Source organism: Streptomyces sp. TG1A-60, assembly GCF_037201975.1.
GTDB lineage: Bacteria > Actinomycetota > Actinomycetes > Streptomycetales > Streptomycetaceae > Streptomyces.
In genome coordinates this window covers 5691345-5711898 of record NZ_CP147520.1, presented here as the reverse complement: position 1 = coordinate 5711898, position 20554 = coordinate 5691345, and the positions used below count along the sequence as shown (strand labels likewise).

The window sequence follows — 20554 nt, the reverse complement described above, 5'->3', positions numbered from 1 at the left end:
TCACCGCATCAACGTTCCACACGTTCACTATGCGGGTTGGCGCTTGACTGCACTAACCGCTGACCCGCTGCAGAGCGGTCAACTCACTACGACTCGAGTTCACGAACGAGCTCGTGCGCGGTAGGCGGTGACTCGTGCGCGGTAGGCGGTGAGACGTCGGGTTCTTGAACGTTGATCATAGTCGTGTGGTGGGGAATGCGACTCGTGCAGTGATCACTAGCAACCGGCGGATCACTGGCCTGACGACGGTGTCCCTGTCACTGCGCGCCACTGATCCAAGCTGCCTTGCGTCGCATGGGTATCAGGATGATCAGGCCCGAGGATCCGGAGTTCATCCTTCATCAGCTGTCCGAGGGCGTCCACTGCACCGACTAGATCCCCTGCCAGCCCTCGCATGACGGCAAGATCGTGGCGAGTAGTGAACGTATCGGGATGGTGTGGTCCGAGCACTCGCAGCCTATCTGCCAGCAGCTCTTCGAAGGCATCCGCCGCGCTGACCGGATTCCCTGCCAGCCCTCGCATGAGGGCGAGATCGTGGCGAGTAGTGAACGTATCGGGATGGTCTGGTCCGAGCACTCGCAGCCTATCCGCCAGCAGCTGTTCAAGGACGCCCACTGCCCTGACCGGACTCCCCGACTGCCCCCTCCACCGAGCAATGTTGTTACGGACAGTGAAGGTGGAAGGATGGTCGGGCCCGAGGATCTCCAGCTCACCCTCGAGTAGTTCTTCGGCAGCGTCTGCAGCACCGGGCAGGTCTCCCGCCAGGCTCCGTATGAATGCAAGGTTGCCCCGGCACGAGAGTGTGTGGGGATGTTGTTTACCCAGTACTCGCAGCATGTCTTCAAGCAGCCGCTCCATGTCGTTCGCGGCGCCGGCCAGATCCCCTGTCAGTCCCTTCCATTTTGCGAGAACGCCTCGGGACACGAGGGTAGTGGGGTGGTCGGGCCCCAGCACTCGCAGCGTCTGCTCCAGCAACCGTTCTACTACTTCTGCGGCGCCAGCGGGGTCCCCCGCTTCACCTCTCCAGTGAGCCAGGTCGTGGCTTGCAGACAGGAACTCGGGGTTGTCAGGGCCAAGGGCCTGCAGCATGCACTGCACCACTCGCGCCATGTCATCTGCTGCACCTGCCGGATCCCCTGCCTGGCCCCGACAGCCTGCGAGAGCACTGCGCGTGACCAGAGTGTCCGGGTGATCAGGGCCGAAGATGCGCAGCTGGTCCTTCAATAGGTACTCAAGAGCCTCTGTAGCACCAACTGGGTCTCCTGCTTCGCTCTTCCAACGGGCAAGATTGCCGCGCGTGATGAGGGTATTGGAGTGGTCCGGCCCGTGGACCCGCAACTGGTCCTGGAGGAGTGCTTCCGCTGAAGCGGCGGCGCCTGCGGCATCTCCCGCCTGACCTTGGTAAAAGGCAAGGTGACTGCGGGTGGTTAGGGTGTGCGGATGGTCAGGCCCAAGGATCTGTACCGCCTGATCCAATAGTTGCCGGAAGGCATCTACCGCGCCTGCTGCGTCGCCGGCCTGTCCTTGCCGCTGAACCAGGTTGCCCCTCGCAGCGAGAGTGTCGGGGTGGTCAGGGCCCAGATGGCGGCTGAGGGTTCCAACGAGCTGCTCGAAATGGTCGCGGGCCGCAGAGATCTGCCCGGTATCGCCGAGGCTCCTTCCGACCCTGAACAACACATGGTGCGCCTCGGGATGACACAAGGCCTCTTCGGCGCACTGGCTGAGCGCGGTGCTATTAGCTCGCAGGGATTGCTCAAGCTGGGTATCACGGGTTACGTCGGGCCACGCCGACGCAAGGGCATCAGCGGCTGCTCTTGCGGCCTGGTTGTATTCGTCTCGTGCGAGATCATCGCGTACAGCGCGTTGGATCAGCTGGTGGACGCGGACGGCCTGATGTGGCATCTGAGGAGTGTGCTCAATCAGGCTCAGCCGGTGCAGTGCCCTGAAGGTGAGCATCGCCTCCCGGGGCGACAGGCGCCCCAGGGGCTCAGCAGAGTCTGCTTGCCCAACGGTCCGGTGCTGAGCAAGGTAAGCGACAGCCGATTCGCTGGTCAGGACGCTGTTGGGAATGCCGTTGGGGTCGAGCATCGAAGCCAGTTGGAGCATGGGCCGGGCAAAACCTGCCGGGCGCAGCATATCGGCACGATCGAAGGACAGCGACCAAGCGGCGGCGACAGGGGCAGCGTGGTCGTCAGGCAGCACGTCTGGGGCGGCATCCGCGAGCTTGGTCGCCCGGTCGGCCAGCAGTTCACGGTACGCGACGCAGTCGAGGTCCGTGTCGATGAGGTAGGCGAAGGCTTGGGCAAGGGCGAGGGGGAGGTATCCGAGATCACGTGCCAAGGCCGCGAGCTGCTCGGCGGGTTCGTGTCGGCCGCAGGCGCTCAGGGACCGGGCCAGGTAGGTGACTGCCTGTGCCTCAGTGAACAGGCCGACATGGATGAGGTGTCGGCCGTCTCCAGCCAGGGCTGCGTCACGGCGGCGGGTGGTGACCAGGGTGCGGCCGTGTTCGCTGGCGGGCGGCCACAAGCCGCGCAGGTCGGCGGGGTCGGTGACGTCGTCCAGGACGATCAGCCACCGGCACGGCTTCGCTCCGGTCTTGGGGGTGAGCCAGGCCAGGAAGGAGCAGGCGGCCTTCTCCGGATCGCCTGGATCGGCCCGGCACAGCTCGACGCCGGCCTGGGCGTACCCGGTCACGATGGCCTCCCGGGTGCTCGCGGTGTTCCAGACCAAGACGTCCGGGCCGACGGCTTCGCCCCGTTTTTCCCAGGCGGTGTGGGCGTAGTCAGCAGCGAGCTGGGTCTTGCCCACCCCGCCCATGCCGGTCAGGACCTGGGCCAGCACCGCGGTGCCGCCGCCGTCGACCTTCGTCCGTAGCTGTTCCACCGCGGTGCGGTGCTGGAAGGACCGCGCTCGGAGCGGGATGACACCGACCTGGTGCGGCCAGGGGGCCGGTTCCTGGGGTGCGCGCTGCACCATGTTCAGGGCGCCGACGTAGCCGCTGATGGCGATTCCGCCGTTGGTGGCGGTTGTGTCTCCGGTGTCGGACAGGTGTACCGGGGCGTCGGGAGCGCGGTCGGTTCCGCGGGCCGGGCCGCGGTAGCCGGTCACCGCCGTGCCCCCGGATGCGGCCGCGGCGTTCCCGGTGGCAGTCACTGTGATCTCAGGGCCGACGGCATCCTCGGGGTCTTGCCGGCGCTTGTCGCCTCGGGCCACGCGACCGTCCCCTCTTCCTTCTGTGGTCTGGCCGGGCCAGGCCGGTTCAGGTGTAGTCGATGCCGGTGGTGGCGCTGCTGGCGTCGCCGGTGGCAGTGGCATTTCCGGTGTCTTCCGCCTTCGCTGATCCGCTGCCCCGGCCCTGCGGGCGCCTGATGCCCGTGACGGCCTTGCCCCCGTCGTTCGCGTCTGCCACTCCGGTCCGGGTCGCCGTGTCGTCCGTGCGGTTTCCCGGGTGCTGGAACAGCGCCCATACCAGGGCCGCGATGCCGACAGCGGCCTGGACGGAGGCCCCGGCCAGCTGTCCTGCACCGGGGCTGTCCAGCAGCCAGATCAGCGGCGTGGAGACGACTCCCGCCGCCGCCAGCACGATGACCGTGACCTTCCATGCCTGCGTCATGCTGATCCCCCTGCTTCAGCGGCACGCCCGCCGATCGGCTGACGGCCCGCCGCTTCATCCAATATCGCAGTGATGCTGTGCAACACACATAACGCAGCTGCGTAGCACCGTGGTTCCAGTGGACTCAGGCAGGATGGGCTGTCTCTCCGGCGATTCCTTACGGGCAACCCCGCGAGGTGGGCGGCAGCGCAGCGTCAGCGCGCAAGAATCGGCACACTCATGGCGGGCAGCGGCTCCCGAACAGGCTCATCGATCTTCCATCCTCGCGGTTCCCTGTCCGGTCACCTCAACGACACTCGATCTCGACGGCCCGAACGCCGTCGGGTGATCCCTGAGGGGCCGTTTTCTGTTCGGGCCGTTTCCCCGCCACTACTGGCCATCGCCAGGCAGAGTCCTCACGAGGCCTGATACCTAGACGTTGCTGCATCGTTCCACTGAGTGCGTTGTGGCAAACCGGATCTTGTTCGAGCGGCAGCGGGTGATGATCTGGACGGAGGTTCGGGTGCGGTCGCGGGCATGAGAGAACGGGCCCCTTGGTAGTGACGCGGTTACGACACCAGCACGACCAAGGAAGCCCGTTGCCTGATCAGTTGAGCAGTATCTCTGTGCATGCGTCCACCGCGGTCACCCCTGGGTGTGACTGCTACGTGCACCGGTTCGGTTCGCTCGCTCCGGGACGGCGGGCAGGCTGCTATCCGAGTGACATGACGGATGCGGAGTGGGCCGAGGTCCGCGCCGCGATGCCGGTGCCGGCCTGGCTCCTGAAGCGGGGCGGGCGTCCGGAGGCGTACTGCCACCGGACAATGCTCGACGCGGTGCGCTACCTGGTCGACAACGGCGTGAAGTGGACGGCTCTGCCGGTCGATTTCCCGTACTGGCGGGCGGTCTACGACTTCTTCCGCCGCTGGCGGGCCTACGACTATGCGCGTGAACTGTACGAACGCCTGCGATGTTCGGCGAGGGAGCGCGCCGGCCGCAACGCCGAGCCCAGTGCGGGCATCATCGACAGTCAGTCGGTGGACGCCTCCGAGACCGTCGGCGAGGACAGCCGCGGATACGACGGCGGCAAGTCACGTGACGGCCGCAAGCGTCACATCCTGACCGACACCGAGGGCCTGCTCCTGGAAGTGACCGTGACCACGGCCGATGTGCACGACTCCAAGGCCGCCCCCGCACTGCTGGAGACGTTCATGCAGCAGCCGGGCCGGCTGCTGCAACTGGTGTGGGTCGACAGCGCCTACCAGGGTCCGGCGCTGGCGAAGGCGTTCGCCCGTCACGGAGTCCGGACCGAGGTCGTGCGCCGCTCCGACGGACAACGCGGATTTGTCGTACTGGCCCGCAGGTGGGTCGTGGAGCGGACGCTGAGCTGGCTGGCCCGCTCACGCCGCCTCAACCGCGACCACGAACGCCGCCCCGACCACCATGCCCAGATGGTGTGGTGGGCCGCCGTGATCAGACTTTCCCGGCGCCTGGCCGCAGACGCTCCGCGCTGGCCGGAGAAGCGTCCCGGCCGACTGCTCCGGGCGCGGGCATGAACCGTCCGTCCTTCGCCCGCACCAGCCAGCCCCGCTTCTCCAGCACATAGGCACGGTGCCGGATCTTCTCCACCTCGTTCTTGATCTCCGCTTCCCGGCCCACCGCCCGCGTCAGCTCCACCCCGTTCACCGGCCCCGAAGCGGCCACCACCGCGGCGAACACCTCCCGATACAAGCCGCCGAGCACCTCCTCGCCCATGCCCGACCGCCACACCGGCGGCCGCTCGCCATGCCCCGCGCCCGGGCCGCCCGATCCCACGGCGACAGCCATCTCACCACCGGACGGCACCAGAACCGGCGTATTTACCGGGCTCTCCACGGCCAGCACCGACACAAGCTCCTCACGCCCCACCCGGGCCCGCTCGACCCGCTCCCGCGCGGCATCCACCTCCGCCTGAGCCTGCTCCAGGACCTCCGTCCAGGACTCCAGATCCTGCCTCGCCCGCGCCTCACGCTGTTCCATCAACCCCAGCACCGACGGCATCGCACCCTCCTCGATCCACAACAAGCCGTCCGCTGCCTGCCCCTACCCCAAGGCGATCATGCCCCGCACACGAAGAAGCCCCTGCTCATCGAACAGGGACTCCCTTTGCCACAACGCACTGAGCACACTCGGACGACTGGCCAGAGCTCAGCCGCCCGGCCACCTTCCCGGTACTGGCGGCCTCAGGATGGCCTCAACTACTGCCGCTCTCGCAGCGCAGGCGCCCAGAACGGGTCTCGTCGACTCCTTGCTGGCACGCATACGTGCAGGTCAGACAAGTATCAGCTGACGCAGACCGCCGTAGCACCAAACTCGCGAGCAGCGGATTCAGTCCGTTCAGGCAAAGTTGACGATCCGACAGGACAAAATGAACGTTTCCGCAGGTCAGAAGCCTGCGCAGGTGGGGCGGGTGGGACTCGAACCCACGGCCGACGGATTATGAGTCCGCTGCTCTAACCGGCTGAGCTACCGCCCCGTACGGCGTGTCGCGCACATGTGTGCGCGCCGTCTGCCGCAGCATAGCCGCTCATACGATCTCCTGCTTCGGATGGTCGGCCTTCGCCTGCGCTTCTTGACCTTGCGGACTTCGGCGCGGCCCGCGCGGTTCCCCCGGGCATGAAAAAGGACCCCGACGGGGTCCTCGTTCAGGCTGCTCCCCCGACTGGACTCGAACCAGTAACCTGCCGGTTAACAGCCGGCTGCTCTGCCAATTGAGCTACGGAGGACCGAGCTCCCCCGACTGGACTCGAACCAGTAACCTGCCGGTTAACAGCCGGCTGCTCTGCCAATTGAGCTACGGAGGAATGCCTCGTTGCATCGAACGTACCTACCTGGGTATCCGCCAGGGGGCGTGTGCTCGCTGCGACACATACATTAGCGCAAGCAGGGGGGTGCTCCGCCAATCGGTATCCCCCCGCGCCCGTCGCCCCTCACAGGGCAACGCAAGGGACCGACGCAGACGTAAGGGAAGGGTGGTCACCATGCGCTACCGGCTCACGTTCTTTGCCGGACTGGCCCTGGGGTACGTGCTCGGCACACGCGCCGGACGCGAGCGCTACGAGCAGTTGAAGAAGTCCGCCCAGCAGGTCGCGCAGAACCCCGCGGTGCGCAACACCGCGGAGTCGGCGGCCCAGCAGGGGCGCGTGTTCGCCGGCAAGGCGTACCACGTGGTCAGCGAGAAGGTCGGGGACCGCGTGCCCGACTCGGTCGCCGGGCGGGTCCGCTCTCTGCGCGAGCGCAACGCGAACGGCTCGGCCGGAGACGACTGGGGTACCAGTAATACGTAAGGTCCGGATCGCGTCGGCCGGGCGGACGCGCGGCACCCCCACCCCTTCCCGTGCGGCAGAATTTCCGCCATGGGGATAGTCGCCGGGCTGGACAGTTCGCCCGAATTTACGCGCATTGTCGTCTGTGACTCGGACACAGGGGCCGTGCTCAGGCAGGGGTATGCCCCGCACCCGTTGGAGCCGGCGGAGAGCGGAGGGCGCCCGTCGGACGTCGATCCGCAGGCCTGGCTGCTTTCCCTGGGGGAGGCGGCCGGCGGCGGGCTGCTGGAGGGCGTGCAGGCGATCGGGGTGTCGTCCCAGCAGAACGGGCTGATCGCGCTGGACGCCCAGGGCAACACCGTGCGCCCGGCGATGGTCGGCGGCGACAAGCGGACCCAGGTCGCGGCGGCCGACCTCGTCGACGCGCTCGGTGGGCGCGGGGCGTGGGCGGAGGCCGTGGGGTGCGTGCCGGGGGCCGCTCAGCCGGTGACGAAGCTGCGCTGGATGAGCCGTACGGAACCGGACGCCGCGATGCGGACCGCCGTACTGCTGCAGGCGCACGACTGGCTGGTCTGGCAGTTGCTGGGGCGGCCGGTCCGGCGGACCACCGACCGGGGCGGGGCGTCCGGGACCGGGTACTGGAACGCGGCGACCGGGCAGTACCGGACGGACCTCGTCGAGATGGCCCTCGGGCACCAGGTCATGCTCCCCGAGGTGCTCGGGCCCTCGGACGCGGCCGGTACGACGCCGGAGGGGCTCCTCATCTCCGCCGGCACCGGCGAGACCATGGCCGCCGCGTTCGGACTCGGCATCGGGCTCGGTGACGCGGTGGTGTCGCTGGGGGCCTCCGGGTCGGTCATGGCCGTGCACACCGAGGCGCTCGTCGACTCCACCGGGATGATCACCTCGCTGGCCGACGCCACGGGCATGCATCTGCCGGTCGTCACCACGCTGAACGCCGTACGGGCGCTGCGCGGGGCCGCCGAGATGCTGGGGGTGGCCGATCTGGAGGGGCTGTCCGACCTTGCGATGAAGTCGACGCCCGGGTCGCACGGGCTGGTGATGCTGCCGTATCTGGAGGGTGAGCGGACGCCGAACCTGCCGCACACGGCCGGGACGGTGGCCGGGCTGCGGCGGGAGTCGATGAAGCCGGAGCACTTCGCGCGGGCCGCGTTCGAGGGCATGCTGTGCGGGCTCGCGGACGCGCTGGACGTGCTGCGGGGGCGGGGCGTCGACGTACGGCGGATCTTCCTGCTGGGCGCGGCGGCGGGGCTGCCGGCCGTGCAGGCGGCGGCGCCGGCGCTCTTCGGGGTGCAGGTGGTGGTGCCGCAGCCGGCGGACTACGCGGCGGTGGGGGCGGCGCGGCAGGCCGCCTGGGCGCTGGGCGTGTCCCAGGGGACGCTCGATCCGCGGACGCCGCCGATGTGGCCGGGGGCGGCGGCGCAGGTGCTGGAGCCGGGGGGCGAGCTGGCCGTGGGGCAGGCGGTGCGGCAGCAGTACGTCTCGGTTCGCGAGCAGACGCATCCGGGGGCGTTCCGGGCGTGACGGCACCCCTCGGTTCGCGGGGGCCCGGCGTCGGATCTTCACCGTCGGGTTAATTCGGTTGAGGTAACGCTGGTGGAGTGTCCGACGATGGGGGGTGGTGCATCCACATCCCCGTCCTCCACTCCGAGAGATCCCGCGTGCTCATACGACTGCTGAGAAGTCATCTCCGTCCGTACCGGAAACCGATCGTCCTGTTGGTGCTGCTGCAGTTCGTGCAGACGTGCGCCACGCTCTATCTGCCCACTCTGAACGCCCACATCATCGACGAGGGCGTGGTGAAGGGGGACACGGGTTACATCCTGTCCTTCGGCGCGCTGATGATCGGTGTCTCGCTGGTGCAGGTCGTCTGCAACATCGGGGCCGTGTACTACGGCGCCCGTACGGCGGCGGCGGTCGGCCGGGACATCCGGGCGGCCGTGTTCGACCGGGTGCAGTCGTTCTCGGCACGTGAGGTCGGCCACTTCGGGGCGCCGTCGCTGATCACGCGGACGACGAACGATGTGCAGCAGGTGCAGATGCTGGTGCTCATGACGTTCACGCTGGTGGTGTCGGCGCCGATCATGTGTGTCGGCGGCATCGTGCTGGCGCTGGGGCTGGACGTGCCGTTGTCGGGGGTGCTGCTCGCCGTCGTACCGGTGCTCGGGATCTCCGTCAGCCTGATCGTGCGCCGGTTGCGCCCCCTGTTCCGCACGATGCAGGAGCGGCTGGACACCGTGAACCGGGTGCTGCGGGAGCAGATCACCGGCAACCGGGTCATCCGGGCCTTCGTGCGGGACGACTACGAGATGGAGCGGTTCCGGAAGGCGAACGTCGAGCTCACGGATGTCTCCCTGGGGACCGGGCGGATGCTCGCGCTGATGTTCCCGATCGTGATGACGGTCATCAACCTCTCGTCGGTCGCGGTGGTGTGGTTCGGGGCTCACCGGATCGACAGCGGCGGCATGCAGATCGGCGCGCTCACCGCGTTCCTCGCCTATCTGATGCAGATCGTCATGGCGGTGATGATGGCCACCTTCATGTTCATGATGATGCCGCGCGCGGAGGTGTGCGCCGAGCGCATCCAGGAGGTGCTCGACACCGGGACGAGTGTCGTGCCGCCCACCGAGCCCGTGCGCGAGCTGCGGCGGCACGGGTACCTGGAGGTCCGGGGCGCGGGGTTCCGCTACCCGGGTGCCGAGGAGCCGGTGCTCAGGTCGATCGAGGTCGTGGCGCGGCCGGGTGAGACGACCGCCGTCATCGGGTCGACCGGCAGCGGCAAGTCGACGCTCCTCGGGCTGGTCCCCCGGCTGTTCGACGCCACCGAGGGCGAGGTGCTGGTGGACGGCGTCGACGTACGCACCCTCGATCCGCGGCTGCTGGCCAGGACCGTCGGGCTGGTGCCGCAGAAGCCGTATCTCTTCTCGGGGACCGTGGCGACGAACCTGCGGTACGGCAATCCGGACGCCACCGACGAGGAGTTGTGGCACGCCCTGGAGGTGGCGCAGGCGGGGGACTTCGTGTCCCGGCTGGAGAACGGGCTGGACTCCCCCATCGCGCAGGGCGGGACGAACGTGTCGGGCGGGCAGCGGCAGCGGCTCGCGATCGCGCGGACGCTGGTGCAGCGGCCGGAGATCTATCTGTTCGACGACTCGTTCTCCGCGCTCGACTACGCGACCGACGCCGCCCTGCGCGCCGCGCTGGCCCGGGAGACCGCCGACGCGACCGTCGTGATCGTCGCCCAGCGGGTGGCGACCATCCGGGACGCCGACCAGATCGTCGTCCTCGACGAGGGACGGGTCGTCGGCACCGGGCGCCACCACGAGCTGATGGCGGAGAACGAGACCTACCGGGAGATCGTCCTCTCCCAGCTCACGGAAGCGGAGGCAGCCTGATGGCCGGGCCGTTGGCACGGATGGCGGGGGCCGGGGCCCCGGACCAGCACTCCATGGACTTCAAGGGGTCCGGGAAGCGGCTGCTCGCACAGTTCCGGCCCGAGCGGTTCACGATGTACGCGATGGTCGTGTGCGCCGTGCTCAGCGTCGGGCTGTCGGTGCTGGGGCCGTGGATCCTCGGCAGGGCGACCGACCTGGTGTTCGCGGGGGTCGTCGGGCGGGAGATGCCGGCGGGCGACACGAAGGCCGAGGTCCTCGAGTCCCTGCGCGAGCGCGGGGACGGCCAGGTCGCCGACATGCTGCGCGGCACGGACTTCACGCCCGGCGAGGGCATCGACTTCGAGGCCGTCGCCGGCGTTCTGCTGGTTGCCCTCGGCATCTTCCTGGTCGCCGGGCTGCTGATGGCGGCGGCCACCCGGCTCTCCAACCGGGCCATCAACCGGACCCTCTACCACATGCGCGAAGGACTCCAGGCGAAGCTGTCGCGGCTGCCGCTGTCGTACTTCGACCAGCGGCAGCGGGGTGAGGTGCTGAGCCGGGCGACCAACGACATCGACAACATCGGCCAGACGCTCCAGCAGTCGATGGGCCAGCTCGTCAACTCGCTCCTCACCATCATCGGTGTGCTGGTGATGATGTTCTGGGTGTCGCCGCTGCTGGCGCTGGTCGCGCTGGTGACCGTACCGGTGTCGTTCCTGGTGGCCACGCGTGTCGGCAAACGGTCACAGCCGCACTTCGTCGCGCAGTGGCGGACGACGGGCACGCTCAACGCGCACGTCGAGGAGATGTACACCGGGCACGCGCTCGTGAAGGTGTTCGGGCGGCAGGAGGAGTCGGCGAAGCGGTTCGCCGAGGAGAACGAGCGGTTGTACGAGGCCGGGTTCAAGGCCCAGTTCAACAGCGGGATCATGCAGCCGCTGATGTTCTTCGTGTCGAACATCAACTATGTGCTGGTGGCCGTGGTGGGCGGACTGCGGGTCGCGTCCGGTGCCCTGTCCATCGGTGACGTGCAGGCCTTCATCCAGTACTCGCGGCAGTTCTCGATGCCGCTGACGCAGGTGGCGTCCATGGCGAACCTGGTGCAGTCGGGTGTGGCGTCCGCCGAGCGGATCTTCGAACTGCTCGACGCGGAGGAGCAGGAGGCCGACGCGGTGCCCGGAGTGCGCCCGGAGGAGCTGCGGGGGCGGGTCGCGCTGGAGGGGGTGTCCTTCCGGTACGAGGCCGGCAAGCCGCTGATCGAGGACCTGTCGCTGGTCGTCGAGCCGGGGCACACCGTGGCGATCGTGGGCCCGACCGGGGCCGGCAAGACGACCCTGGTGAACCTGTTGATGCGGTTCTACGAGGTCACGGGCGGGCGTATCGAGCTCGACGGGGTCGACATCGCGTCCATGTCGCGGGACGAACTCCGGGACGGGATCGGGATGGTGCTGCAGGACACCTGGCTGTTCGGGGGCACCATCGCGGAGAACATCGCGTACGGGGCGTCCGCCGCGCGGAAGGTCACGCGCGGGGAGATCGAGGAGGCGGCTCGGGCGGCGCACGCGGACCGGTTCATCCGGACGCTGCCCGACGGGTACGACACCGTGATCGACGACGAGGGAACCGGGGTGAGCGCGGGTGAGAAGCAGCTCATCACCATCGCACGGGCGTTCCTGTCGGATCCGGTGATCCTGGTGCTGGACGAGGCGACGAGTTCGGTCGACACGCGTACGGAGGTGTTGATCCAGAAGGCGATGGCCAAACTCGCGCACGGACGTACGTCGTTCGTGATCGCGCACCGGCTGTCGACGATCCGGGACGCGGACACGATCCTGGTGATGGAGAGCGGGGCGATCGTCGAACAGGGCGCGCACGAGGAGTTGCTGGCCGCGGACGGGGCTTACGCGCGGCTGTACAAGGCGCAGTTCGCTGAGGCCGCGGTCGAGGTGGACTGAGCCGTTGCCCGACGCCGGGGTGCCGCTGCGCCCACCCGTGCCGCCCCGGCGGCACGAGACTGCCAGCAGCTACGACAGCGGCAGCGGCACCCCCGCCTCAGTCCAGGTAACCCCTCAGTTGGTCCGCGAAGGCGTGGTCCCTGAGTTTGTTGAGGGTCTTGGACTCGATCTGCCTGATGCGTTCACGGGTGACACCGAAGATGCGGCCTATCTCCTCCAGGGTGCGGGGGCGGCCGTCCGCGAGGCCGTAGCGGAGTTGGACGACCTTGCGTTCGCGTTCGCCGAGGGTGGAGAGGACCGCTTCCAGGTGCTCACGCAGCAGCAGGAACGCCGCCGACTCCACCGGGCTCGCCGCGTCGCCGTCCTCGATGAGGTCGCCCAGGGCGACGTCGTCCTCCTCGCCCACCGGGGCGTGCAGCGACACCGGTTCCTGGGCGAGGCGGAGGACCTCGCGGACGCGTTCGGGGGCGAGGCCGAGGTGGGCGGCGACCTCCTCCGGGCTGGGCTCGTAGCCCCGTTCCTGGAGCATGCGGCGCTGGACGCGGACGACCCGGTTGATCAACTCGACGACGTGGACGGGGACCCGGATCGTGCGGGCCTGGTCGGCGAGGGCGCGGGACATGGCCTGGCGGATCCACCAGGTCGCGTACGTCGAGAACTTGTAGCCGCGGGCGTAGTCGAACTTCTCCACGGCCCGGATGAGGCCCAGATTTCCTTCCTGGACCAGGTCGAGCATGGTCAGGCCACGGCCCACGTACCGCTTCGCCACCGACACGACGAGCCGCAGGTTCGCCTCGATGAGGCGGCGCTTGGCCATGCGGCCCATGACGACCAGCTTGTCCAGGTCGTGGGCGAGCCGGGTGTCGAGGTCGGGCGCGCTGCCCAGCTTCGCCTCCGCGAAGAGGCCGGCCTCCACCCGGCGGGCCAGCTCGACCTCCTCCGCGGCCGTGAGCAGCGGGATGCGGCCGATCTCGCGCAGGTACTGGCGGAACAGGTCGGAGGACGGGCCGCTGGTGTCCGCGCGGCCGCGTGGCAGTTCCACGGGCTCGGGCGCATCGGCCGTCTCGACGGCCTCCACCAGGGCGGCCGGCGGCTCGTCGGGTCCGGGCGGGACCTCCGGCGCCGCCTCGGGGTGGTGCGCGGCGCGGCTCTGCGCGGGCACCGCGGAGATGACGTCGGTCTCCGCGTCCGGCTCGTCCGGCTCCGCACCGTCCGTGCCGATGGCCGTACTGATGTCGTTCTGTATGAGGGTCTGGGTCTGCACGGGGGCGACCTCCAGGAATGTCGCTGCCAAGGCGTACGACGGCGGTACGTCGGGGATGGCGCGGACGGTCTCACCGCCGTCCATCCCGTACTCATCGAGCGGAACCGCGGGGATCATGGACCCGTGGGGGACGGGTCGGCCGCGCTCCGAGGGCTCAGGCACCGGAACCCAGTGTGGAGTACGACACACAGCCGCCACGAGGGGCGTGCGATGACTTTTTGCGTCCGGTCCGTGACCCCACGATTACCTTGCCGTACGAGTGCGCCGCCGGGAGGGCCTGAAACAGCTTGAAGGCCGTACGGAGTGGGGGGCCGGGGGCCCGGCATTGGCCTGGGCGCCGGGGACGTTCACGCCCCCGAGGCCGGCCGGCGGGGCCTCAGAGCGCCTCCGCGCCCCGCTCCCGAAGCGCCTGGTCGTACTGCTGGAGAACCCACAACTCGTTCTGTACGGCGGCCAGCTGGGCCGGATCGCCATGGGCGCTCGCCCTTGCCAGGCTGCCCTGGACGTCACGCACCCGGCGCTCGACGGCCCGGCGGCGCACGGTGACCAGCTGGGCCCCGGCGTACACGTCGTCGACCGTCTTGCGCATGATCGCCTCGACCGCCAGCTCCGTCACCATGGCCCGCACCGTGTCGTCCGGCGCCGCCTCACGGACCCGGACCAGGTACTCCTGCGGGTCCTGCGCGCCGTACTCGACGCCGCCCGCCTCGATGATCGCCTGGCGTACGGCCGCGTACTGGTCGGCGGTGAACTCGTCGACCCCGTACGCGTCGAACGCGGGGGCGACCAGCTCAGGGCGCTGAAGGGCGAGTTTGAGGAGTTCACGCTCGGTGGCGTAGACCGGGTTGCGGAGGTGGAGGGCCGGGCCGGAGGGGGGCGGGCGGCGGACTCGTACGGCTGGGAGGGGCGCCGGGCGGCCGGGGCGGGGCCCTGGCCGCCGCGATCGCGGGCCCAGCGGGCCAGCTGGGCGACGCGCTTGACGACGAACTGGGTGTCGAGGATGCCGAGCATGCCGGCGAGCTCCACGGCGACCTCGTGCTGGGCACCGCTGTTCTTGATGCGGGCCACCACGGGCGCCGCCTCGTCGAGGGCGGCGGCGCGCCCGGCGGGGGTCTCCAGGTCGTAGCGGGCGACGATCTGCCGGAGCGCGAACTCGAAGAGCGGGGTGCGGGGTTCGACCAGCTCGGCGACCGCCTCGTCGCCCTTGGCGAGCCGCAGCTCGCACGGGTCCATGCCGTCGGGCGCGATGGCGATGTACGTCTCGGCGGCGAACTTCTGGTCGTCCTCGAAGGCGCGCAGGGCCGCCTTCTGGCCGGCCGCGTCGCCGTCGAAGGTGAAGATGACGCGTGCGCTGCCGTTGTCCATGAGGAGCCGGCGGAGGATCTTGATGTGGTCGCCGCCGAAGGCGGTGCCGCAGGTCGCGATGGCAGTCGTCACGCCGGCGAGGTGGCAGGCCATGACGTCGGTGTAGCCCTCGACCACGACGGCCCGGCTGGCCTTGGCGATGTCCTTCTTGGCGAGGTCGATGCCGTACAGGACCAGGGACTTCCGGTAGATCGGCGTGTCGGGGGTGTTGAGGTACTTCGGCCCGTTGTCCGTCTCGTACAGCTTCCTCGCCCCGAAGCCGACGACGTCCCCGCCGATGTCGCGGATGGGCCACATCAGGCGGCCCCGGAAGCGGTCGATGGGGCCGCGGCGGCCCTCCTGGGAGAGCCCGGACAGGAGCAGTTCCTTGTCGGTGAAGCCCTTGCCGCGCAGATGGCGGGTGAGGTGGTCCCAGCCCTGGGGGCTGTAGCCGACGCCGAAGTGGACGGCGGCGGCCTGGTCGAAGCCGCGCTCGGCGAGGAAGATCCGGCCGGTGTCGGCCTCTGGGCCGGTGGCGAGCTGTTCCGCATACCACTCGGCGGCGATCTTGTGCGCCTCGACCAGACGGATCCGCTCGCCGCGCTGGTGCGACGGGTTGTACCCGCCCTCCTCGTAGCGGAGGGTGATGCCGGCCTGGGCGGCCAGGCGCTCGACCGCCTCCGAGAAGGACAGGTGGTCGACCTTCATCACGAACGTGATGGTGTCGCCGCCCTCCTGGCAGCCGAAGCAGTGGAAGAGGCCCTTGCTCGGGCTGACCTGGAAGGACGGCGACTTCTCGTCGTGGAAGGGGCACAGCCCCTTCAGGTTCCCCCCGCCCGCGTTGCGCAGCTGGAGGTACTCGGAGACCACGGCGTCGATCGGGACCGCGTCCCGTACCGCCTTCACGTCCTCGTCGTTGATCCGTCCTGCCACGCGGTGATTCTACGGTGGTCCACCGACAGCCATGGGGCACGGGCAGCGCCCGGAAGGGGCGCGGGGCCGTGCCGACCTGCGGCCGCGTGGGCGCGACCAGCCGCGTACGGCCCGTGGTCGCCGCGCGCCCCCACCGGGCGGGCGCCTAGGCGATCAGGCTCTCCAGCGGCACTTGGGGATTCGAGAGCGCCTCCACGTCGACCGCGGCCCGGGACCGGATCAGTTTCTGGATCGGCTCCGTGACATCCCACACGTTCACGTTCATCCCGGCCAGCACCCTGCCCTCCTTCACCCAGAAGGCGACGAACTCGCGCTTCCCGGCGTCCCCCCGGATCAGCACCTGGTCGTACGAACCCGGCGGCGCCCATCCCGAGTACTCCATACCCATGTCGTACTGGTCGGAGAAGAAGTAGGGCACACGGTCGTAGGTGACGTCCCGCCCGAGCATCGAGCGCGCCGCCGCCGACCCGCCGTTCAGCGCGTTGGCCCAGTGTTCGACCCGCAGCCGGGTGTCGAACAGGGCGTGCGGGAAGGACACGACGTCCCCGGCGGCGTAGACGGCGGGGTCGGACGTGCGCAACGCCGTGTCCACCACGATGCCCCCGCCGTACGCGCGGTCGGCGACCTCCAGCCCCGCGGCCTCGGCGAGGCCGGTCCTCGGCGCCGCCCCGATCGCGGCGAGGACGTCGTGGGCCGGGTGCTCCTCCCCCGTGTCCGTCCGGGCGGCCAGGACCATCCCGTCCTGGCCGACGATCTCGGTGAGCTGCGCGCCGAAGTGGAAACGGACGCCGTGCTCACGGTGGAGCTCGGCGAAGAGGTTGCCGAGCTCGGGGCCGAGGACGCCGTGCAGCGGCGTCGGCTCGGGCTCGACGACGGTCACCTCCGCGCCGTACTCGCGGGCCGCCGCCGCCACCTCCAGGCCGATCCAGCCGGCGCCCGCGATGACGAGATGGCCGTTGTCACGGCCGAGGGCCGCGAGGACGCCCTTGAGGCGCTCGGCGTGGGCCAGGCGGCGCAGATGGTGGACGCCCGCGAGGTCGGTGCCCGGGATGTCCAGGCGGCGGGGCTCTGCGCCGGTCGCGATCAGCAGCTTGTCGTAGTGGACGAGGGTGCCGTCGTCGCCGAAGCGGACGGTCTTCGCCGTGCGGTCGATCGCGTCGACGGTCTGACCGAGGTGCAGCTCGATGTCGTTGCGCGCGTACCAGGACGGCTCGTGGACGAAGACGCTGTCGCGCTCCTTCCTGCCGAGCAGATAGCCCTTGGACAGCGGCGGGCGCTCGTAGGGGTGGTCGCGTTCGTCGCAGATCAGTATCACGCGGCCGGTGAAGCCCTCCGCTCGGAGCGTCTCGGCCGCCTTCGCGCCGGCGAGACCGCCTCCCACGATGACGAATGTCTGATCCGCGTCGACCACTTGATGCCTCCTCTTGAGGGTGCGTCCACATGCGAGCGTCCCGCACACAGCGTGATGCGGGAAGAGGTAGTGACCCGATCAGGCCACGGAGGGTCACGTCCGTGTCACATACGCCCCGTCAGTCTCGCGTGCAGCGAGCGGGCCGAGGTGTCGGTGAGGGAGGCGATCTGGTCGACTGTCACCCGCTTGCGGGCACGGTCGTCCGGGGCCGTGTCGAACAGGGCGCGGAACTGGGGCTCCAGGCCCTCCGGTGCGCGGAGCGTGAGCGCCTCGGCGAGTTCGGCGACGACGATCCGCTGGTCGGCGCGGAGCCGCTCCTGCTCGGCCCGCTGCATCACATACCGGTCGGCGACGGCCTTGAGGACCGCGCACTCCAGGCGGGTTCCGCGCGGCACGACCAGCTGGGCGGCGTACCGGGTGAGGGGCCCGTCGCCGTACGCCTGGCGGGTGGCGCTCTCGGCGGCGAGGCAGAAACGGCCGATGAGCTGGCTGGTGGCGTCCTTCAGCCGGGCCTGCGCGACGGCCGTTCCGTCGTAGCCGTGCGGCCACCACTCCTGGTCGAGGAGGCGGTCGAGGGCCTCGGCGAGTTCGGCCGGGTCGGTGTCTGCGGGTACGTACCGGCCGCGCGCCACCTCGAACACCGCCTGCCGTTCGGGCTCGGCGTGCAGGCAGTTGGGGTCGATGTGGCCCGCGTGCAGACCGTCCTCGACGTCGTGCACCGAATACGCCACGTCGTCGGACCAGTCCATGACCTGGGCCTCGAAGGTCGTGCTCGTGCCGGGGGCGTCCTTGCGGACCCAGTCGAAGACGGGGCGGTCGTCGTCGTACACGCCGAACTTGGAGGACTTCGGGTCGGTGGGGTGGGCGCCACGCGGCCAGGGGTACTTGGTGGCGGCGTCCAGGGCGGCGCGGGTGAGGTTGAGGCCGACGCTGACGAGTTCGCCGGTGGCGTCCGACCCTACGAAGCGCTTGGGTTCGATGCGTGTCAGCAGGCGCAGGGACTGGGCGTTGCCCTCGAAGCCTCCGCAGTCCTCGGCGAATTCGTTGAGCGCCTGTTCGCCGTTGTGACCGAAGGGAGGGTGGCCGAGGTCGTGGGAGAGGCAGGCGGCCTCCACGAGGTCCGGGTCGCAGCCGAGGGCCGCGCCCAGCTCCCGGCCGACCTGGGCGCACTCCAGGGAGTGGGTCAGACGGGTGCGGGGGCTGGCGTCCCAGGCCTGGTTACGGGTGCCGGGTGTCACCACCTGGGTCTTGCCGGCGAGTCTGCGCAGGGCGGCGGAGTGGAGTACGCGGGCGCGGTCGCGTTGGAAGGCGGTGCGGCCGGGGCGTTTGTCCGGCTCGGGGGCCCATCGTTGTGCCGAGGGTGCGTCGTAGTTGGGTGGTGCGGTGCCTTCCATGACTCGACAGTAAGCGGAGGCGGTGGCTATCGGGCGCCTACCCGTCCGCCGGGTTCTGGTGGGCGGCGGGTGCGGGGCTGTACGGACGCCAGTGCTCGCTATGCCGACGCCAGTGCTCGCTCCGTCGTCGTCTCGGGGGTCGCCAAGGACTCGTCGTAGCGGTGCAGGATCAGCCTCGCCATGGCCGGGTGGGCGCCCAGGGGGGCCGCCGCTGCCCGGGGGGCCGCGCTCGCGCACTCCGTGGCGAAGCGGCCGGGGGCCGTGAAGTAGGAGGCCACGGCTGTGCGGTGGCGGCCTCGCGAGGTGAGGGAGCGTACGGCGTCGTGGACGGTGGGGGCGGCGGCGGAGGCGTAGGCGGGGATGACGGGGACGCCGAGGCGGGCGGCCAGGAGTCGGGCCGTGCGGCCGGTGTCGACGGCCGCGTCGGGATCGCGGGAGCCGGCGGCGGCGAGGACGACCGCGCTGGTGCGGCGGGTGGCGTCGTCCGCCGGCGTGCGCCAGCCGGCCTCGACGAGGCGGGTGTGCAGGGTCTCCACGAGGAGGGGGTGCGGGCCGAGAGGGGCGGCCAGGCGGGTGCGGGCCCCGGCCGCGGCGGCCATCTCGGGGATGTCCTGCTTGATGTGGTAGCCACGGCTGAGGAGGAGGGGGACGAGGACCGCTTCCCGGTCGCCGAGGGCGGCGAGGGTGTCGGGAAGCCGGGGCTCGTTCAGCTCGATGTGGCCGAGGCGGACGGACAGGCCGGGACGCTGCTCGCGGACGCGGTCCATGAGGGTGCGCACGGTCGCCAGGGCGCGCGGGTCGCGGCTGCCGTGTGCGACGAGGACGAGGACGGGCGGGGCGGGGCGCCGGGCCCCCTCGCGCGGGACGAGGCCGAGTCGGCCGGCCGACCGGCCACTGATCCGGTTCATCAGGTGGGCCGTACCGTCGAGGTCCGCGTTCGACCTCCTCGTCGTCGCCGTCATGCACCGATGGTGCCGGGGGAGGTTGCCTTCCCGTTGCACGGGAGTGACGGGCGTTTTCCGGGGGATCACGGGGCGCTGCGCCAGTGTGTGAACCTGACGTGACCTGCGGTTTCGGCAGCGTCACGTGACGCTCATCACCCTGTCGGGTGAACCGGATCATCTCGTACGGCGTCTTCGTTGGTCGGAGGGACGGGTGCTGTCGGACCCGTCGGAAACACCCAGGACACAGAAGTCGGCGAACGGGGGCCAAGAGTGAGGCGGGTCGGTTGGGGCGCGCTGCTGCCTCGTGTGCCGCGTACTCGGGCGGGACGGCGGCGGGCCGTGCAGGCGGCGATGCTGCTGTGCGTGCTGGCGCTGCTGCCCTCGACCTGGATGTTCACCGCCGCCGACGGGCGGCTGCGGACCACGGCCGACGCGCCGCGTACGGACGTCGCCGTCGTGTTCGGCGCGGGGCTGTGGCAGGGCGAACCGTCCCCGTACCTCGCGCGGCGGCTGGACGCGGCGGCCGAGCTGTATCGCGCGGGCCGGATCGAGGTGGTGCTGGTCACCGGCGACAACAGCCGGGAGGAGTACGACGAGCCGGACGCGATGCGCGTCTATCTCACCGAGCACGGGGTGCCCGACGGGCGGATCGTCAGTGACTACGCCGGGTTCGACACCTGGGACTCCTGTGTCCGCGCCAGGAAGATCTTCGGCGTGGACCGCGCGGTGCTGATCAGCCAGGGCTTCCACATACGCCGGGCCGTCGCGCTGTGTCGGGAGGCGGGCGTCGAGGCGTACGGCGTCGGGGTGCGGGACCGGCATGACGGGACCTGGTACTACGGCGCGACGCGGGAGCTGTTCGCCGCGGGCAAGGCCTCGATCGACGCGCTGTTCGAGCCGGACCCCCAATTCCTCGGGCCTGAGGAACCGGGGGTCGAGCGGGCGCTGGCGGCAGCCCGTTAGCACTGGGGCGGTGCTCGCGTCAGTGCTCGCGTCAGTGCTTGATGGTGCCCCACA

Annotated in this window: 13 protein-coding genes, 3 tRNA genes and 1 pseudogene; 6 read left to right on the top strand and 11 right to left on the bottom strand. The window is 70.0% G+C overall.

What is annotated here, in order from left to right; translation table 11 throughout:
- Positions 1-231: 231 nt before the first annotated feature.
- Positions 232-3213: a tetratricopeptide repeat protein gene (locus WBG99_RS24750; RefSeq protein ID WP_338898405.1), complete on the bottom strand. Its 2982-nt coding sequence runs from the start codon at positions 3211-3213 to the stop codon at positions 232-234.
- A gap of 46 nt (positions 3214-3259) precedes the next feature.
- Complete coding sequence (locus WBG99_RS24745) at positions 3260-3613, bottom strand: hypothetical protein (RefSeq protein ID WP_338898404.1); 354 nt, start codon at positions 3611-3613, stop codon at positions 3260-3262.
- 704 nt (positions 3614-4317) lie between these two features.
- Here WBG99_RS24745 and WBG99_RS24740 point away from each other — a divergent pair.
- On the top strand, positions 4318-5148 hold the full coding sequence (locus WBG99_RS24740; protein ID WP_338894346.1) for an IS5 family transposase: 831 nt from the start codon (positions 4318-4320) through the stop codon (positions 5146-5148).
- Here the strand turns inward: WBG99_RS24740 and WBG99_RS24735 are convergent.
- The 4 genes from WBG99_RS24735 to WBG99_RS24720 all read right to left on the bottom strand — a co-directional run bounded on the left by WBG99_RS24735 (position 5066) and on the right by WBG99_RS24720 (position 6435).
- Complete coding sequence (locus tag WBG99_RS24735) at positions 5066-5632, bottom strand: hypothetical protein (RefSeq protein ID WP_338894347.1); 567 nt, start codon at positions 5630-5632, stop codon at positions 5066-5068. The genes WBG99_RS24740 and WBG99_RS24735 overlap by 83 nt on opposite strands.
- A 401-nt stretch (positions 5633-6033) precedes the next feature.
- Positions 6034-6107, bottom strand: a tRNA-Ile gene (locus WBG99_RS24730).
- Between the two features lie 177 nt (positions 6108-6284).
- Positions 6285-6357: transfer RNA gene (locus tag WBG99_RS24725), tRNA-Asn, on the bottom strand.
- A 5-nt stretch (positions 6358-6362) separates the two neighbouring features.
- Positions 6363-6435: transfer RNA gene (locus tag WBG99_RS24720), tRNA-Asn, on the bottom strand.
- Positions 6436-6612: 177 nt separating this feature from the next.
- Between WBG99_RS24720 and WBG99_RS24715 the strand changes: the two genes are divergently transcribed.
- From WBG99_RS24715 to WBG99_RS24700, 4 genes are all read left to right on the top strand, one after another.
- Positions 6613-6918, top strand: coding sequence for a YtxH domain-containing protein (locus tag WBG99_RS24715; RefSeq protein WP_338898403.1), 306 nt, complete (start codon positions 6613-6615; stop codon positions 6916-6918).
- 69 nt (positions 6919-6987) lie between these two features.
- Positions 6988-8442: an FGGY family carbohydrate kinase gene (locus WBG99_RS24710; RefSeq protein WP_338898402.1), complete on the top strand. Its 1455-nt coding sequence runs from the start codon at positions 6988-6990 to the stop codon at positions 8440-8442.
- Between the two features lie 137 nt (positions 8443-8579).
- Positions 8580-10313: an ABC transporter ATP-binding protein gene (locus WBG99_RS24705; RefSeq protein ID WP_338900479.1), complete on the top strand. Its 1734-nt coding sequence runs from the start codon at positions 8580-8582 to the stop codon at positions 10311-10313.
- Positions 10313-12247 carry an ABC transporter ATP-binding protein gene (locus tag WBG99_RS24700; RefSeq protein ID WP_338898401.1) on the top strand — a complete coding sequence of 645 codons (1935 nt, stop codon included), beginning with the start codon at positions 10313-10315 and terminating at the stop codon, positions 12245-12247. Before WBG99_RS24705 ends, WBG99_RS24700 begins: the two co-directional genes overlap by 1 nt.
- 97 nt (positions 12248-12344) lie before the next feature.
- Here WBG99_RS24700 and WBG99_RS24695 read toward each other — a convergent pair whose 3' ends face one another.
- The 5 genes and pseudogenes from WBG99_RS24695 to WBG99_RS24675 form a co-directional block, all read right to left on the bottom strand.
- Positions 12345-13673: an RNA polymerase sigma factor gene (locus WBG99_RS24695; RefSeq protein ID WP_338898400.1), complete on the bottom strand. Its 1329-nt coding sequence runs from the start codon at positions 13671-13673 to the stop codon at positions 12345-12347.
- Positions 13674-13887: 214 nt separating this feature from the next.
- Positions 13888-15788: pseudogene (gene dnaG, locus WBG99_RS24690) on the bottom strand (DNA primase).
- Positions 15789-15933: 145 nt separating this feature from the next.
- A complete protein-coding gene (locus tag WBG99_RS24685; protein ID WP_338898399.1) occupies positions 15934-17199 on the bottom strand; it encodes an FAD-dependent oxidoreductase in 1266 nt (421 codons plus the stop codon).
- Between the two features lie 104 nt (positions 17200-17303).
- The gene (locus WBG99_RS24680) at positions 17304-18593 is read right to left on the bottom strand and encodes a deoxyguanosinetriphosphate triphosphohydrolase (protein ID WP_338898398.1); all 1290 of its coding nucleotides are present in this window, start codon (positions 18591-18593) and stop codon (positions 17304-17306) included.
- A gap of 98 nt (positions 18594-18691) precedes the next feature.
- Complete coding sequence (locus WBG99_RS24675; protein ID WP_338898397.1) at positions 18692-19555, bottom strand: sirohydrochlorin chelatase; 864 nt, start codon at positions 19553-19555, stop codon at positions 18692-18694.
- A gap of 279 nt (positions 19556-19834) precedes the next feature.
- Here WBG99_RS24675 and WBG99_RS24670 point away from each other — a divergent pair, with 279 nt between their 5' ends.
- Complete coding sequence (locus WBG99_RS24670; protein ID WP_338900478.1) at positions 19835-20500, top strand: ElyC/SanA/YdcF family protein; 666 nt, start codon at positions 19835-19837, stop codon at positions 20498-20500.
- The last annotated feature ends 54 nt before the right edge of the window (positions 20501-20554 follow it).

Coding starts and splice junctions, on each gene's coding strand:
- WBG99_RS24715 (WP_338898403.1), top strand. CDS start 6,613: ATGCGCTACCGGCTCACGTTCTTTGCCGGACTGGCCCTGGGGTACGTG.
- WBG99_RS24740 (WP_338894346.1), top strand. CDS start 4,318: ATGACGGATGCGGAGTGGGCCGAGGTCCGCGCCGCGATGCCGGTGCCG.
- WBG99_RS24710 (WP_338898402.1), top strand. CDS start 6,988: ATGGGGATAGTCGCCGGGCTGGACAGTTCGCCCGAATTTACGCGCATT.
- WBG99_RS24680 (WP_338898398.1), bottom strand. CDS start 18,593: ATGGAAGGCACCGCACCACCCAACTACGACGCACCCTCGGCACAACGA.
- WBG99_RS24735 (WP_338894347.1), bottom strand. CDS start 5,632: ATGCCGTCGGTGCTGGGGTTGATGGAACAGCGTGAGGCGCGGGCGAGG.
- WBG99_RS24745 (WP_338898404.1), bottom strand. CDS start 3,613: ATGACGCAGGCATGGAAGGTCACGGTCATCGTGCTGGCGGCGGCGGGA.
- WBG99_RS24700 (WP_338898401.1), top strand. CDS start 10,313: ATGGCCGGGCCGTTGGCACGGATGGCGGGGGCCGGGGCCCCGGACCAG.
- WBG99_RS24675 (WP_338898397.1), bottom strand. CDS start 19,555: ATGACGGCGACGACGAGGAGGTCGAACGCGGACCTCGACGGTACGGCC.